The 16074-nt window shown below is 49.5% G+C and carries 13 protein-coding genes; 8 read left to right on the forward strand and 5 right to left on the reverse strand.

Annotation, left to right across the window (positions count from 1 at the left end):
• Positions 1-6 precede the first annotated feature (6 nt).
• The 4 genes from QUW60_RS05010 to QUW60_RS05025 all read right to left on the reverse strand — a co-directional run bounded on the left by QUW60_RS05010 (position 7) and on the right by QUW60_RS05025 (position 6506).
• The gene (locus QUW60_RS05010; protein WP_258338059.1) at positions 7-570 is read right to left on the reverse strand and encodes a chromate transporter; all 564 of its coding nucleotides are present in this window, start codon (positions 568-570) and stop codon (positions 7-9) included.
• A 2-nt stretch (positions 571-572) separates the two neighbouring features.
• The gene (locus QUW60_RS05015; RefSeq protein WP_289558853.1) at positions 573-1133 is read right to left on the reverse strand and encodes a chromate transporter; all 561 of its coding nucleotides are present in this window, start codon (positions 1131-1133) and stop codon (positions 573-575) included.
• 16 nt (positions 1134-1149) lie between these two features.
• Positions 1150-5115 (reverse strand): ATP-binding protein, encoded by a 3966-nt coding sequence (locus tag QUW60_RS05020; RefSeq protein ID WP_289558855.1) that lies wholly within the window; start codon positions 5113-5115, stop codon positions 1150-1152.
• Positions 5116-5249: 134 nt separating this feature from the next.
• Complete coding sequence (locus QUW60_RS05025; protein ID WP_258338025.1) at positions 5250-6506, reverse strand: phosphoglycerate kinase; 1257 nt, start codon at positions 6504-6506, stop codon at positions 5250-5252.
• A 75-nt stretch (positions 6507-6581) separates the two neighbouring features.
• Here QUW60_RS05025 and QUW60_RS05030 point away from each other — a divergent pair, with 75 nt between their 5' ends.
• The 7 genes from QUW60_RS05030 (at position 6582) to QUW60_RS05060 (ending at position 14060) form a co-directional block, all read left to right on the forward strand.
• Positions 6582-6857, forward strand: a complete 276-nt coding sequence (locus QUW60_RS05030; protein ID WP_289558858.1) for a hypothetical protein — start codon at positions 6582-6584, stop codon at positions 6855-6857.
• Positions 6858-7270: 413 nt separating this feature from the next.
• On the forward strand, positions 7271-8824 hold the full coding sequence (locus tag QUW60_RS05035) for an ATP-binding protein (RefSeq protein ID WP_258338023.1): 1554 nt from the start codon (positions 7271-7273) through the stop codon (positions 8822-8824).
• 98 nt (positions 8825-8922) lie between these two features.
• Complete coding sequence (locus tag QUW60_RS05040) at positions 8923-10251, forward strand: MATE family efflux transporter (RefSeq protein ID WP_289558861.1); 1329 nt, start codon at positions 8923-8925, stop codon at positions 10249-10251.
• 68 nt (positions 10252-10319) lie between these two features.
• Positions 10320-11645, forward strand: a complete 1326-nt coding sequence (gene ffh / locus QUW60_RS05045) for a signal recognition particle protein (protein ID WP_258338021.1) — start codon at positions 10320-10322, stop codon at positions 11643-11645.
• Between the two features lie 79 nt (positions 11646-11724).
• On the forward strand, positions 11725-12375 hold the full coding sequence (locus QUW60_RS05050) for a hypothetical protein (protein ID WP_289558863.1): 651 nt from the start codon (positions 11725-11727) through the stop codon (positions 12373-12375).
• A gap of 272 nt (positions 12376-12647) precedes the next feature.
• Entirely contained in the window at positions 12648-13544 is an 897-nt protein-coding gene (locus QUW60_RS05055) for a hypothetical protein (protein WP_289558865.1), read from the forward strand.
• 12 nt (positions 13545-13556) lie between these two features.
• Complete coding sequence (locus QUW60_RS05060) at positions 13557-14060, forward strand: energy transducer TonB (RefSeq protein WP_289558867.1); 504 nt, start codon at positions 13557-13559, stop codon at positions 14058-14060.
• A gap of 143 nt (positions 14061-14203) precedes the next feature.
• Here QUW60_RS05060 and QUW60_RS05065 read toward each other — a convergent pair whose 3' ends face one another.
• On the reverse strand, positions 14204-15406 hold the full coding sequence (locus QUW60_RS05065) for an exo-beta-N-acetylmuramidase NamZ family protein (RefSeq protein WP_289558869.1): 1203 nt from the start codon (positions 15404-15406) through the stop codon (positions 14204-14206).
• A gap of 56 nt (positions 15407-15462) precedes the next feature.
• Between QUW60_RS05065 and QUW60_RS05070 the strand changes: the two genes are divergently transcribed.
• Positions 15463-15999, forward strand: a complete 537-nt coding sequence (locus tag QUW60_RS05070; protein WP_289558871.1) for an HD domain-containing protein — start codon at positions 15463-15465, stop codon at positions 15997-15999.
• The last annotated feature ends 75 nt before the right edge of the window (positions 16000-16074 follow it).

The raw sequence follows: 16074 nt of genomic DNA on the forward strand, positions 1-16074 counted from the left end.
TAATGGTCAATAGATGAAATATCCTATGATTCCGCAACTGATTATCAGCAGTATGGGGTTCGCTTTATAGCGGTAAGAGGCGATAAATGAAACGATGAACAGCATGCTGCTGATAATTATTTGTGCGGTGTCTGTGCCGAAGTTCTCTCCGTTCATCAGAACCAAGGCTGCTGCAGCAAGCAGTCCGACAACTCCGGGACGCAGCCCGCAGAATACAGCCTCAACTGCGGGATGTTTCTGGTATTTCAAAAAGAAACGGCTGATCACTACCATGAGGATGAAAGAAGGAAGCACCACCGATATTGTGGCAATTGTTGACCCCAATACTCCTAAAGCGTGTGAATATCCGGCATTGACAACAGCCACATAGCCCACATACGTTGCTGAGTTAATTCCTATCGGTCCCGGTGTCATCTGGCTAAGGGCTATAATGTCTGTAAAGTCGGATGAACTGAGCCAGCCATAGCGGGTGACAACTTCTCCTTGAATCATTGAAATCATGGCATAGCCTCCTCCGAATCCGAAGAGGCCGATTTTGAAAAACGTATAGAACAGCTTGAAAAATAGCAGTATCATTTCTTTTCCTCTTTATTTTTTTGTCTGTGCTGGTATTGTCCGTAAAAGAATCCTCCTAAGCCGGTAAGGATAATAACATAGATCGGCGAAAAGCCCAGAAGCCATATAAGCAGTGCTGAAACGATGGGGATCCACACGTTGTAGCGGTTGATGCGTGCAGATTTCGCCATCTTGAATGTCGGCGCTGCAATCAGTGCAACCACCGCCGGGCGGATTCCTTTAAATATGTTTTCAACGGCTTCTATGTGCTGGAACTGGCGAAAAAACAGCGCGATTCCCAGCATGATGGCAAACGAGGGGAGGATTGTTCCTGCCGCCATCCAGAAAGCGCCCCAGAATTTTTTCAGTTTATAGCCGATAAAGATGGCGATATTTACAGCGAAAATTCCCGGTACAGTCTGGGCAAGAGCCATCAGGTCAAGGAAGTCCTCCTTGCTGATCCATTTCCGCTTATCCACCAAATCAGCCTCAATCAGCGGCACCATTGCGTATCCCCCGCCGATGGTGAAGAGTCCGATCCGTGTGAAGATGAGAAAAGACTTTAGATAGAAGTTCATATTATTCTTGTTCTTTTTAATTTTTCATGTACGTGCTTGGAGGAACTCCGTAAAATTTCTTGAACGTGTCTGTAAAATATTTGGGATCTGCAAATCCCATCTTATCCGACACTTCGGCCACGGTATAGCGCCTGCTCTTCAGCAGCAGGGCTGCTTCCTGCATACGGATATTCCGGATGAATTCGGCCGGAGCGATTCCGATAAGTGCCTTTATTTTGTTGTAGAAGCTTGTGCGGCTCATATTCATTGCAGCGCATAGAATATCGACGTTCAGTTCTTTTCCGAGATTCTCCTTCACAATCCGGGTGACATGTTCTATGAACTCATTGTCCAGGCTGTTCGGCAGTTCGATTCTTCTTCCGTCAGAAGGAAGGGCTGTTATAGCCTGTTGAAACTGCTGGCGTATAAGGCGTCTGTTCTCCAGAAGGTTGTGTATGGTCGCTTTTAGAATCTTGATGTCGAACGGTTTGGTCAGATACTGGTCGGCCCGTGTTTCCAGTCCCAGCAATATCTGGTCGTTTCCGCTGAGTGCAGTCAGGAGGATGACCGGGATATGGCTGGTTTCCATGTTGTCTTTCAGCATGCGGCACATTTTCCGTCCGTCCATTACAGGCATCATGATGTCTGAAATGATCAGATCCGGCTGGTGGGCTTGCACTTTTTCGATGCCTTCCTTTCCGTTTCCGGCTCCTTCCGTGAGATAAATGTCAGAAAGGTTCTGCATGATAAACTGGCGGAGCGAGTCATTGTCTTCTACAACCAGAATGCAGGGAGCTTCTGCTGAGGCGGAAGAAGTCTGTGCCGGCAGGTATTCCGTCGGCTCTTTCTTTTCTTTTTCGCAGGCTGGCGCTGCGGTCTGCTGTACGGCCTGCTGTTGCCTGCGGCGGAAATGCTTGCTTCTGACGGGGAATGTCAGTTTGAAAGTGGTGCCTGCATTCTCTGCGCTTTCAAAAGAAATTTTCCCTTCATGCTTTTCTATCAGCTTATATGTAAGTAGCAGGCCTATTCCTGCTCCGGATTTGCTCTGGTTGGCGGCGTTGTTTCCTCTGAACAGGTATTTGAAGAGCTTCTTCTGATCCTCTTTCGGTATGCCGATTCCCGTGTCACTGATTGCTACGGTCCATGTGTTTTTCCCCGTTTCCGCCTTAATGGTGACACTTCCTCCTTTGGAAGTATATTTGAAAGCGTTTGAAATCAGGTTACGCAATATGGAATCCATTTTCTGCGTATCAATGTCAACGGTCAGGCTTTGAGGAAGCGGTTTGTAGCTCAGCGTTATTTCTTTTTGCCGCGCGTAGCTGTCGAACTGATAGATATAGTTTTGCAGGTAGCGGTTCAGATCGTATTCTGAAGTTACTATATCTGTCGTATAAAGTTCTTCTTTCTGGAAATTGATCAGGTTGTCGGCAAGTTCGGTCAAAGTGTCTGTGCCTTGCATGGCCAGCCGTACGTTTTCCAGTCCCTTTCCGCTCAGCTCTTCCTTTTCCAGAATTTCGTCCAGAGGAGCCTTTATCAAGGTAAGCGGCGTGCGGATGTCGTGGGCGGCCTGTGTGAAGAACGTGATTTTGTCTTCCGATATCTTTCTTTCACGTCTGATGTTAAGATACTTCATCACTGCATACATGGCGATTATGAGGATGCATGCATAAATGATAAAAGCCCAGAATGTCAGCCAGAACGGGCGTTCAACGATTATCTGCAGTTGCCGTTCCCCGATGATTTTCTGGTTGTCGAGAAAAACGGCGCGGATCTTGAGCCGGTAATTTCCCGGCGACAGGTTGGTGTAGCGGATCAGTCCGCTTTTAGTCGGTGCGGACCAGCTGTCGTAGAAGCCTTCCAGTTTCCAGCTGTAGTAGATGCTTTCTTGCGTATCGTAATTGATCGACGACACGTTGAGCGAGAAGGTATTCTGGTTGTACTTCAGGTCTATGCGGCTGGTTTCGTCCAGTATCTGGGTCAGGGGCGAATTTTTCTCCTGCGGGTGTACAGCCCGGTACATGATGTTCAAGTCCGACAGAACCATCCGGTTCTTGATTTCGGACGGAAGCTTGATGGAGTCGGCGACCATGACAAACCCCTTGTCGCTTCCCAGTATGACATTTCCCTTCTGCGTATGGACGATTGCGTTGGGATTGAAGTTTGCCGTCATCAGCCCCTGTTCTTTGGTCCAGTTTGAAAAATGTCTGTTTTTGATGTCGTAGATGCTGATGCCGTTTTCAGTTCCGAGCATAAGCGTCCCTTTGCGTCCCGGAGCGATGCTGTAGATATTGTTCGTTCTCAGGCCGCTGTTTCCCGAGTGGTAGCGGACAAACCGTGAGGTTGCGTTGTCTATTACAATCAGGCCGTTTTCGTATGTTCCTACGAATGTTTTCTCTTTGGTCGTGTAGACCATGTTTATCATTCCGAAGTTTTCAGCCGTTTCAAAAGGATATATCGACTGCTTCTTTCGGTCCAGCACATAGACTCCGTTTGTCGTTCCGATCCATAGCCGGCTGGTGTCACACGCTGCCAGGTGGGTGATGGGATAGGACGTTGTATATTCTTGCTTCTTTCCGCTTTTTGCGTTGTAGCTTTTCAGGCTATAGAATCCTCCCGTCCAGATTGTGTTGTCCGGATCGCGCAGTATGCTTCGGATATATTTGTCGGGAGTTTCGTCCCCTTTGCTGTTTTTGCTCTGCTGGTAAAGGATGGCCTCGCCTGTTCTCTTGTTGATGACATAGATTCCGCTCATATATCCTCCGGCCAGAATCTCGCCGGACGGTATTTCGCATAGAGAGGTGAAGATATGGTTTTTGTATTGGGGCTGCTTTTCGGCCGTGCAGTAGGTGACCCATTTCTTCCGGCTGTTCAGAAAGCAGCTTATTCCGTTGTTTGTGGCAAACCAGATATCCCCGTCCTTGTCTTCCATGATATTGTTCACACAGTTGTTTGAGAGCGAGTTGTCAGAATCGGTAGTGTGTGTGAACCATGTGTAAGAGGGATACTTTTTTGAGTAGACGGTGATTCCTATCGGATAGACGGCGGTCCATATCCGGTTTGATCTGTCCATGAAAATATCCTTCACGATATTTCCGTTCATTTTGTTGAGGCTCGTGCGTTCCTCCTGAAGGAATTGCGATATCTTTTTTTCCGTGATGTTCAGGCGCAGCACGCCCCCTCCGTCTGTGGCCATCAGCAGTTCGTTCGGGTTGTTCCTGTCCGGGATGATGTTGTTTATGTTGATGTCCTTCAGCAGGTTGCTTAAATCTTCCGTGCTCTTGTCCTGGAGATTGTACAGAATGCTTTTTTTCAGCAGTGAATTGATGACAAGGCATCCGCTTGCCTTGTGGCAGTAGATGAAGTCGAAGTAGTTGATTCCGGCTATTTGTATCTTTTCGATGCCCTCCAGCCGGTTTCCTGCAAGTCTGGCAGCATAGAGGTTCCGTTCCGAAGCCATGAAGTAGCGGTTCGGTCCGGCCTGAGTGATGCTGACAATGCTTTCGGGTATGGAGTTTTCTACGGGATAGCTTTTCCCGTCTGTCGTTTGGTAGACAAACTGCTTTTGCCCGGTGCAGAACCATATTTTTCCGTCATCGTCGAAATGGGCTGTGCTTACGGGACTGTTTCCGGTTTCCGGATAACTCTTTTTCAAGTCGAATGCCAGCTTGAACGAATCCTTCAGCTCGTTGTAGCGGAAGGCTGTTCCGTCTTCTCCTATCTCCCACAGCGTCTTGTCGGTACCCGTGCGCAGCATGTTCTGGTTGGGGTAGGCATAAACCGGAATCCCCTCTTTCAGGAGAGGGTAGAAAGTGAATCTTTTTCCGTCGTACCTGTCGATGCCCTTGTGCGTGAGTATCCAGGTATAGCCCTGTTCGTCTTGCCGGATAGAAAAGACACGTCTGCTGCTCAGTCCGTCTTCCATTGTGATGTATTGGAAAATTTGGGCTTGTATGCGGAATGGATTCATTGCCAGCAAAAAGAGCAGGAATAATAGTTTGGGCATGACTTGTTTTTTTATTGAATACAAAGTTCCGAAAAAATAATGGCTTGTCAAAAGACTTCTTCTTCTTTTTCGGAAAGCACATAAAAAAAGCCGCCTCAAAAGCTTGAAGCGGCTTCCTTATAGAGTGAGAATGATTATTCTTCGCCGCGGATAGCAGCTACGCCCGGCAGAACTTTGCCTTCGATAGCTTCCAGAAGGGCGCCGCCTCCGGTTGAGATGTAAGAAACCTGGTCGGCCATGCCGAACTTGTTGATACATGCTACAGAGTCGCCTCCGCCGATCAGTGAGAATGCACCGTTCTTGGTAGCCTCTGCGATTGCTTCTGCAATGGCTTTTGAGCCGCCTGTGAAGTTGTCGAACTCAAATACGCCGGCAGGACCGTTCCACAGGATGGTTTTTGCGTCCTTGATGGCATTCTTGAATGCTTCGCGTGTCTTGGGACCTGCGTCCAGACCCATCCATCCGTCGGGAATGTTGTCATCGTCGCATACCTGTGTGTTGGCATCGTTTGCGAATTTGTCGGCTGCGATGCAGTCGCATCCCAATACCAGGTTGACGCCTTTTTCCTTGGCTTTGGCGATGATGTCAAGCGCAAGCTGCAGTTTGTCGTCTTCTACCAGCGAGTTGCCGATGTGTCCGCCCTGTGCCTTTGCGAAGGTGAACGCCATGCCGCCGCAGAGAATCAGGTTGTCTACCTTGTCCATCAGGTTTTCGATGATGCCGATTTTGGTAGAAACCTTAGAGCCTCCCATGATTGCAGTGAAGGGGCGCTTGATGTCTTTCAGCACGTTGTCAACGGCTTTCACTTCTTTTTCCATCAGATAGCCCAGCATCTTGTGGTCAGCGTCAAAATAGTCGGCGATGACAGCTGTAGAAGCATGTTTGCGGTGAGCTGTACCGAATGCGTCCATCACGTAGCAGTCAGCGTAAGAAGCCAGTGTCTTGGCGAAGTCCTTCTGGCGGGCTTTCATTTCTTTCTTGGCTGCCTCATAGTTCGGATCTTCTTTTTCGATTCCTACCGGCTTGCCTTCTTCTTCCGGATAGAAGCGCAGGTTTTCGAGCAGCAGCACTTCGCCCGGTTTCAGGGCTGCGGCAGCATCTTGAGCTTTGGCGCAGTCGGGAGCGAATTTCACCGGAGTGCCCAGAGCTGCTGATACAGCGTCAACAATCTGGCTCAAAGAATATTTTGCATTGACTTTACCTTTGGGCTTGCCCATGTGTGACATGATAATCAGTGCGCCGCCGTCGGCCAGGATTTTTTTCAAGGTAGGCAGGGCACCGCGGATACGGGTGTCGTCGGTGATTTTACCATTTTCGTCCAGGGGTACATTGAAGTCTACACGGACGATTGCCTTTTTTCCGGCAAAGTTGAATTTGTCAATTGTCATCATAACTCAATATTTTTGTTTAAAGTGTTTCTTTTTCTGATGCACCGCAAAGTTAAGAAAAAATTTTTATGAAGCGGAATGATGCGGGCTTATTTTGTCTGCGTTTGTTATTTTGTTTTAAAACGGGGTGTTCCGCGCCTTTTTCAGATTGTCAGAATGTCATTTCCGCTTGCTGAGATTCCGTTGTTTGAGGGCTGGCGGCCGGAAGGTTGGAAAAAACGCATGGGTGATGACCGGGCGGATTTCATTGTGTCGGTGGATAGGGCTTTTCTGCGCAGGTTGACGGCTCGCCGGGCAGAATGGGCTGTCTTTATGGACGAGTTCTCCTCTGATCTCCTTTCCTTTTGCCAGTGAAAGGGCGAGGGTCCAGATGCTTTATCTGTAGGGAAATGGCATCAGACGGCACTCCTTTTTGCCGTTCTGCGGAAGGTTTCAGAAAATGTCCCGGTGTTTTGTTCGGTCTGACAGGCCATTTTGTGCAGGATGTCCCGTTGTTTTATGTGGAATGACGTCTTGTTTTTCACGGTTTTCCCGATCGGCACCCTCTTTAAAAGGCTTCTGGAGAGGGCTTCTGCTTGGTGTCTGCTGCAATTTCACCCCGGATTGCCCGTTTCTTCCGGTAGTGACGGTTTTTGAAAAGCCCGCATCGCTTGCTTTTTGTCCGTATATTCTGCAAGGCGCTGACTTTTTGTCTTTTTCCCGTTTCGGGGATCAGAATCAAAGAAAAAAACGTATCTTTGTAAGTGAATCATCAAACAAGCAGCGTTATGAGCAGACTTTATCCGATAGGCATACAGAGTTTCGAAAGAATCCGTGAGGACGGATATGTTTATGTGGACAAGACTTCCCTGGTGTACCGTTTGGCAACAACCGGAAAGCACTATTTCCTGAGCCGCCCGCGCCGGTTCGGCAAGAGCCTGCTTGTGTCTACGCTCGAGGCTTACTTCCTGGGGAAAAAAGGGCTGTTTGCCGGACTTGCCATGGAGCGTCTGGAACGGGAATGGACGGAATATCCGGTGTTTCACCTCGACCTGAACTCGCAGAAATACGAAACGCCCCAAAGTCTGGCCGACATCTTGAACGCAGCTCTGACCAAATGGGAGAAGGAATACGGCCGGGAAGAGGCTGAAACCTCGCTTTCCCTGCGCTTTCAGGGGGTGGTGCAGCGCGCGGCCGAGAAGACTGGGCACAACGCGGTGATACTGGTTGACGAATACGACAAGCCTCTTCTCCAGTCCATAGGCAACGATTCCCTGCAGACTGATTACCGGAACACGCTCAAGGCCTTTTACGGCGTGCTGAAAAGCTGCGACCGCTATATCCGTTTCGCTCTGCTTACAGGCGTGACGAAGTTCAGCAAGGTGAGCGTGTTCAGCGATCTGAACAATTTGGAAGACATTTCCATGTCCCGCGTATACGAAAGTGTTTGTGGCATAACGGAAGATGAACTGCATTCGGAGCTTGCAGGGGATGTTGTGGCTTTGGCGGAGTCTGGCGGCATAAGTCAGGAAGCTGCCTATCATAAATTGAAGGAGTGGTATGACGGCTACCATTTTACCCGGAACGGCATGGATATCTATAATCCTTTCAGTGTGCTGAATACGTTGAAGCGCCGGGATTTCGGCAGCTACTGGTTTGAAACGGGTACGCCTACGTTTCTGGTCGAACTGTTGAAGAAGAGCCGTTACAACCTTCACCGTCTGACAGACGAAGTCGCGATGTCCGATTCGCTTATGGGCATTGACTCGATGGGCAACAACCCCGTGCCCTATCTTTATCAGAGCGGCTATCTTACCATTAAAGGATACAATCCGGAGTTCCGGGTGTATGAGCTTGGCTTCCCTAACAAGGAAGTGGAGGAAGGATTCACGAAGTTCCTTCTTCCCTGTTATGCACATTTGGATTCGGGAAACTCAGCCTTCGAAGTGATGAACTTTGTGCAGGATGTCCGAGGCGGCAATGTAGACGGTTTCATGAAGCGTCTTCAGAGCTTCTTCGCTGATACGCCTTACGAACTTGCCCGCGAGCTGGAGCTTCATTATCAGAACGTGCTGTTCATTGTGTTCAAGCTGATGGGCTTCTATACGCAGGTGGAGTACCATACCTCCCAAGGCCGCGTTGACCTTGTCCTTCAGACCGAGAAGTACATCTACGTGATGGAGTTCAAGCTTGAGGGCACATCGGATGAGGCTCTCCGCCAAATAGAAGAGAAGAATTATGCCCTTCCTTTCGCTTCCGACCCGCGGAAAGTATATAAGATAGGTGTGAACTTCAGCAACGAGATTCGGGGAATCGAAGGATGGAAGGTGGCAAACGGATAGTGAAGGCATGACGGGCGCATGAAAGGGGCATTTTGTGGAGCGGAATAAAATGTGTACCTTTGCATGTATTTTTATCCGTTAAATTTTCATCTGTTCTTATGACGACATATTCGAATAAAGAAATCTGGCATGTAACGTACCCGATTTTCCTGGGGCTGATTGCGCAGAATGTGATTAATGTGACCGATACGGCCTTTTTGGGGCACGTAAGCGAAGTTGCATTGGGTGCTGCCGCCATGGGAGGGCTGCTCTATATCTGTTTTTATACCGTGGCGTTCGGATTCAGTGTGGGTTCGCAGATATTGATTGCGCGCCGCAACGGTGAAGGAAACTACCGGGCTGTGGGGCCTATCATGTGGCAAGGGTCCGCCTTCAGCCTGATTATGGCGGTTGTGCTGCTGGGACTGATGTATTTTATAGCCGAACCGCTTATCCGTCTGATCGTGTCTTCCGATGCCATATTCGAAGCTACCTGCGAGTTTTATGTGTGGCGCGTGTGGGGGTTCCTCTTCGCTTTCCTCAACGTGATGTTCCGCGCCCTTTACATTGGCATTACGCAGACAAAGGTGCTTACCATGAGTGCGGTAGTGATGGCGCTGGTCAACCTGGTATTCAATTATGCGCTGGTGTTCGGACGCCTGGGAATGCCCGAAATGGGAGTCCGTGGCGCGGCGCTGGCTTCTGTCATCTCGGAGGCTTCGTCGCTGGTATTCTACCTTGTTTATACGTATGTCAAGGTAGATCACCGGAAATATGGTCTGGGCCGTATTCCTCGTTTCGACGGAGGGATGGTGCTGCGCATCCTTCATATCTCATGCTTTACGATGGTGCAGTATTTTTTCTCGATGGGAATCTGGTTTGTGTTCTTTATTGCGTTGGAGCGTCTGGGCCAGCGCCAGCTTGCCGTCGCCAATATTGTCCGGAGCGTATATGTGGTGCTTCTTATACCCGCCCAATCCTTGTCTACCACCGCCAATACGCTGGTGAGCAATCTTATCGGAGCGGGCGGCGTAGACCATGTCATGTCGCTGCTGGGCAAGATAGCCCGGATGTCGTTTCTGATAATGATAATCTGCGCGGGCCTTTGCGCCCTCTTTCCTCACGCCATCTTGTCGGTCTATACCAATGAGGCGGCATTGCTGGAAGAGTCTGTGTCATCGCTCTATGTGGTGTGTGCGGCGATGCTGATCGCTTCGGTGGCGAACATTTATTTCAACGGCATTTCCGGAACGGGGAATACGCAGGCTGCGCTTTATCTGGAGGTGTTTGTCCTGGTGTTCTATGCCGTATACATTGTTGTTGTCGGTATGGTGGTGCAGGCGCCGGTCAGCATTTGCTTTACTACTGAGCTGGTTTATTATTCTCTGATGCTGACTATCAGCCTGATTTACTTGAAAAAAGCGAAATGGCAGAACAAAAAGATTTGAGCGTTCCGATTTTTTTGTAATTTTGCGCTCTGCGTTTGATAGGACAATTAAAACAATACAATATAATTATGTTCGACAATTTAAGCGAAAGACTGGAACGGTCGTTCAAGATATTGAAGGGTGAAGGCAAGATCACCGAAATCAATGTGGCGGAGACCCTGAAGGATGTGCGTCGCGCCCTGCTTGACGCCGATGTGAATTATAAGGTTGCAAAGAACTTCACCGATACGGTGAAAGAGAAAGCGTTGGGACAGAATGTGCTGACGGCTGTGAAGCCCAGCCAGCTGATGGTAAAGATAGTGCATGATGAACTGGCCCGCCTGATGGGAGGCGATACGGCCGAACTGGAGCTGAAAGGCCGTCCGGCAGTGGTTCTGATGTCAGGTCTGCAAGGTTCGGGTAAAACGACTTTCTCCGGAAAGCTGGCACGCATGCTGAAAACGAAAAAGAACCGCAAGCCTTTGCTGGTTGCCTGCGACGTATACCGTCCGGCAGCTATCGAACAGCTGAAGGTGTTGGGTGAGCAGATCGAAGTTCCCGTATACAGCGAACTGGAAAGCAAGGATCCGGTAAAGATTGCACTGAATGCCATTCAGGAAGCAAAGGCCAAGGGATACGATCTGGTGATTGTCGATACGGCGGGACGTCTGGCGGTGGACGAGCAGATGATGAACGAAATAGCTGCCATCAAGGATGCTGTCAATCCGGATGCTACTTTGTTTGTCGTTGACTCGATGACCGGTCAGGATGCCGTGAATACCGCGCGTGAGTTCAACGAGCGCCTTGACTTTACGGGTGTGGTATTGACCAAGCTCGACGGTGATACCCGTGGCGGTGCGGCTCTTTCCATCCGCACGGTGGTCAGCAAGCCGATCATGTTTATCGGTACGGGCGAAAAGTTGGAAGCAATCGACGTGTTCCATCCTGCACGTATGGCCGACCGTATTCTCGGCATGGGCGATATCGTGTCGCTGGTTGAACGTGCGCAGGAGCAGTATGACGAGGCGGAGGCCAAACGTCTTCAGAAGAAAATTCAGAAGAATCAGTTTGACTTCAATGATTTTCTCAGCCAGATTCACCAGATCAAGAAGATGGGTAACCTGAAGGAGCTGGCTTCCATGATTCCGGGTGTGGGCAAGGCCATCAAGGATATTGATATCGACGATAACGCGTTCAAGAGTATCGAAGCCATTATCTATTCGATGACTCCCGAAGAACGTACTCATCCCGAAATCCTGAACAGTTCACGCCGTACCCGTATTGCCAAAGGAAGCGGTACGAGCATTCAGGATGTGAACCGTCTTTTGAAGCAGTTCGACCAGACACGCAAGATGATGAAGATGGTGACAGGCGGAAAAGTGGCCGGGATGATGCAGCGGATGAAGAAAAGATAAGGATATGAATATATAGAGTTGGTTTGCAGCGGGGAATATCGGTTCTTTTTTCGTTGCAAACCTTTTTTATTGGGGATATATGAAAACGAAGTTGATTCTGCTGTTCGTTCTGTTGCTTTCCATAAGGGCTTATGGGCAAGAGCCTGTTTTTTCAGAAACCGAGGACGGTTTGTTCGTGACCAAAGCCAAGTTTGTGGAGGAGTTTCACTTTGCCAAGTATGACAATGTGACTCCCTATATCCTGAAGCAGAAAACGTTTGAGCTTGACCGTTCCGGAAGGCGGTATGTTGTGAACTGCATGAAATTCAGGAACTGGAAAAATGATCCCGGGGACATTCATGTGGTCGAAATAAGGCGAGGCGGAAGAAGAGTCTTTTCCATGACCAATGATTTGGGGTGGGAATGTATTGACAACGAAACTCAAGGTCCCGGAAAGACGTCTTTCTATTATAAGGTGAACTTGGATGATGATACGATAGCCTTGGTTTTCATGGGCATTTATATAATGAGTCAGCCCCCTTATCTCACTGTATTCGTCTTGAAGAAAGGGCATGGAGGTTTTGTGTTCAACAAGCCTTTTTATGTGAATGACATAAAGAGCGACGGGTATGAAACCGTTTTTACTTTGCAGTCCAATACGTTGGAGTATCTGGATATAAACAGCGGTCCGATCAATTCGCCGGATCTGCATACGCTGACTTTCAAAGACGGAATGATGTATTATAAGTAAGGCTTGGACTGGTGTGCGTCTGGGCAGGAAGGGTGCTCCTTGCGTGCTTAAGATGCGGTGTCCTGTAAGAAGGGAAAAAGCGGGATACGTTTGGCTGCGGACTGGCATATGTTGCGGCTCGATGTCTTAATGCATTTTTTTGTTTATTTTGTGTTAAAATGTCAGATAGAAAAGAAAGGAGTTCTTGACCGTTCTGAATTTTTCTCCTAACTTTACAAGAAAGGCGATATCGTTCGGATATTCAGCCTGGGGATAGTCAATACGTAGGAGATATGGGCAGCTATTGTTTCAGACGGTTTCTTTTTCTTTTGTTTCTTTCAGTTTGTTCCGGTGCTTATAGCCGTTCCGGTGGTGCAGAAAAAGCGTGGAATCTGGATAAGGTGTCTGAATGGGTGCTGGAGCATATCCGTTTTCCGGAAGAAGCCTATTCGTTTGGAATGGCAGGAGAAGAACAGATGTGCCTCAGCGTTTCGTGGGACGGAAAGGTTTTTCTCGCCAGTCGTCTTAATACGCTCCATCCTGCTTATGAACAGGAGAAAGAGCGGGTTGTTGCAAATGCTCCGCGTTGCACCGGCGTTTCCCAAGGAATGGAGGAAGCTTACCGTTATGTAAGGGTCGACTTTTATCAGTATATCCCGGAAAGCAGACGGGGAAAGATGATGCGGGTTTCTCTGCATACTCCTCCGGTTTTCCGTGCGAAAGGGATACGGTCTTCTTATTTCGATGGGCGTGAGGCCTATATGGAGTGGCTTTGCGGCAGGATTCGGGTTCCGGAAGCTTTTTCAGGCAGCATTGCCGACACGGTATCCGTGCAATATACAGTTACGTCGGAAGGAAAAGTGAAAGACTTTGCTGTGCTCCGCTGTAAGGAGGAGTGGCTCGGCAGCGGACTGGAGCGTGCAGCGAGAAAATCTCCGAAATGGAAGCCTGCGACGGCAGACCGGTATCGGACTGTTGATGTGGTGATGCGGGACAGAATGGTGTTCCGTCCGGGCAGTGGAGGAAGGCTGTTGTGTCAGGCTTATGAAGGCGGCGTGTATAGGCGGGATGCAGCCATGCCGGAAGATTATGGCGGAATCGTGTACAATCCGGACAGGAATCCGGTTTATCTGTCGGGAGAGAGCTTTCATAAGGATGCACTCCGTGCGTTGGATGAAATGCTGAAGTAGAGAGGGATAAATGTGGAGTACTCCGTTTCCGGAAGCTTTGTGGTGGAAAAGGACGGTACGGCAAGCAGTATCGGATTCACCCGTCTGCCTGATTTCGCACCAGAAGGCATCCGTGCGGACAGCGTTGTGGCGGATGCCATCAGAAAGATGCGTTGGGAGCCGGCAAAGGTAGGAGAAACGCCTGTACGCTGTCTGTTCCCGTTTACCTGCAAATACAGGGACAACAGCAAGTGGGTTCTGAGGTCGCAAGAGAGCCGCAGGAAACGTTTGTACAGGACGGTATCTCCGGCTGACATTTTTGGCAAGCATTTCATCGATCTTCAGGCAAGTCCTTCGGCAAAGGGCTATGTCTATATTCAGAGCGACGGCAGTCTGCATAGCTATCCTTTCAGCCCTTCCGGAATGTTCAATTACGATAAGTTCTATAAAGGAATGTTTTATTACCGTAAGGCGGGAGTAAAGGGAAACCTTTCGAAGAGGTATTTTAAAGATGTGTATAACGCCTATGTAAAATGACGGCTTGAAGAAGGCTCTGTGCCGGTGCACCCATTCTTGCTTCCCGCAGAAAAATCTGTATCTCCAGGCTAGAGATGTAAATCTTCAGTCTGGAGATACATGTCTTTAGCCTGAAGATACATGTCTTCAGTCTGAAGATAAACTTAAAGAGCGTTTGATCCTTCTTCGTAAAGCAGGTATTTTTTCCTCATCTCCTTGTACGCTTCGAGCTTTTCTTGCCAGGCTTGGCGGATTTCATCCTCTGTTTTTCCTTGGATGATGTCCCGGCGCACCTGGTCTGTACCCATCAGCAGGTCGAACCAGTGGGGACGGGAGAAGAACTTGCTGCCACAGCCGGCTTTTTGGTACAGATGATACATCTGCAGTACATATTGCAGCGTAAGACCTTTCGGCGGAGCGGTTTTCCGCAAGTCTGTTCCCCTGCATGTTTGTCCTTTGTGGAGCGGATTCTTGTCGAATCCGGGCAGCGGACGGGGCGTGAATGAGAAGTCCAGCGTCTTGTCTTCGCATTTGTCCAGGCAAGGGCTTCCGATGACTTGAAAGGGGAACAGTGTTCCTCTCCCTACGCTTACCGACGTGCCTTCGAACGGGCAGAGCGACGGGTAGAGCGCGACAGACAGGTCGTTCGGAAGGTTGGGCGACGGCTTGACCGGAAGAGAATAGGGCTGCCCGTGCTTCCATCCTTCAACGGGGATGACAGTGAGCCGGCATTGCTTTCCTTGTCCCAGCCAGCCTTCTCCGTTGATCATCCGGGCAAGTTCGCCCGTCGTGCATCCGTGGAGCAGGGGGATGGGAAGCATTCCGACAAAGCTTCTGTATTTCATGTCCAGCACAGGGCCGTCCACACAGTCGCAGGGATTCGGGCGGTCGAGCACGATGACCTCCTTTCCGTTTTCCGCACAGGCTTGCATCACATAGTAAAGGGTGCTGATGTATGTGAAGAAGCGTGCGCCAACGTCCTGCAAGTCGAATACCACTGCATCGGTCTTGCTCAGCTGGTCGGGCTGCGGCTTCTTGTTCTTTCCGTAGAGCGAAACGACGGGAATGCCCGTTCGGGTGTCTTTTCCGTCGCGGACGGTTTCTCCGGCATCGGCCTTCCCGCGTATGCCGTGTTCCGGAGCGAAAAGCTGTACGATGTTTATGCCCTGCCGGATCAGCGTGTCGGCCAGGTGGACTTTGCCGCAAAGGCTGGTGTGGTTGACCGTTAAGGTGACGCGCTTGTTGCCGACAAGCCGGACGAGCGTTTCCAGCTGTTCCGCTCCTGTGCGGATTTGGGCGGTCAGCGCTGACGGGAGCAGGAGAATGCCTAATGCCAGAATTGTGCAGATTCTTTTCGGATTACTCATGGAATTTTTGTAGCTTTGTGACACTTAACAAAGATAAGAATAAAAACTGAATCATCATGAATCCATTGGCGCTGATTGACAAATATTATCCGGAAAACAATGAACTGAAACACATCCTGCTGGTGCATAGCCGTTCGGTGGCCGACAAGGCTCTGGCTATGGCGGAAAAACATCCCGAGCTGAAGCTTGACCTGCAGTTTGTAGAGGAAGCCGCCTTGCTGCATGATATTGGCATTTTCAAGACGGATGCCAGTGACATTTATTGCTTCGGCTCCTATCCTTATATCTGTCACGGCTATTTGGGAGCCGACTTGATGCGTGAGGAGGGGTATCCTCGCCACGCGCTGGTATGCGAACGCCACACAGGTGCCGGCATCACGCTGGAAGCGATGGACGAACAGAAGCTGCCTCTGCCTCATCGGGAGATGGTGCCGGTTTCGCTGGAAGAGCAGTTGGTGTGCTTTGCCGACAAGTTTTATTCCAAGACCCATCTCGACCGGGAAAAAACGGTTGAGAAAGCTCGCAAAAGCATTGCGAAGTACGGCGAGAACGGTGTGGAGCGTTTCGACAGGTGGTGCAAACTTTTTCTATAGGCTGATGCGGTGTACTAAAAATACTTTAAAAACAGAAGCGATGAAGTTTATTTGGCAGATATTGTTTACTTTTGC

The sequence above is a fragment of the Bacteroides gallinaceum genome (assembly GCF_030373775.1).
Lineage (GTDB): Bacteria > Bacteroidota > Bacteroidia > Bacteroidales > Bacteroidaceae > Phocaeicola > Phocaeicola excrementipullorum.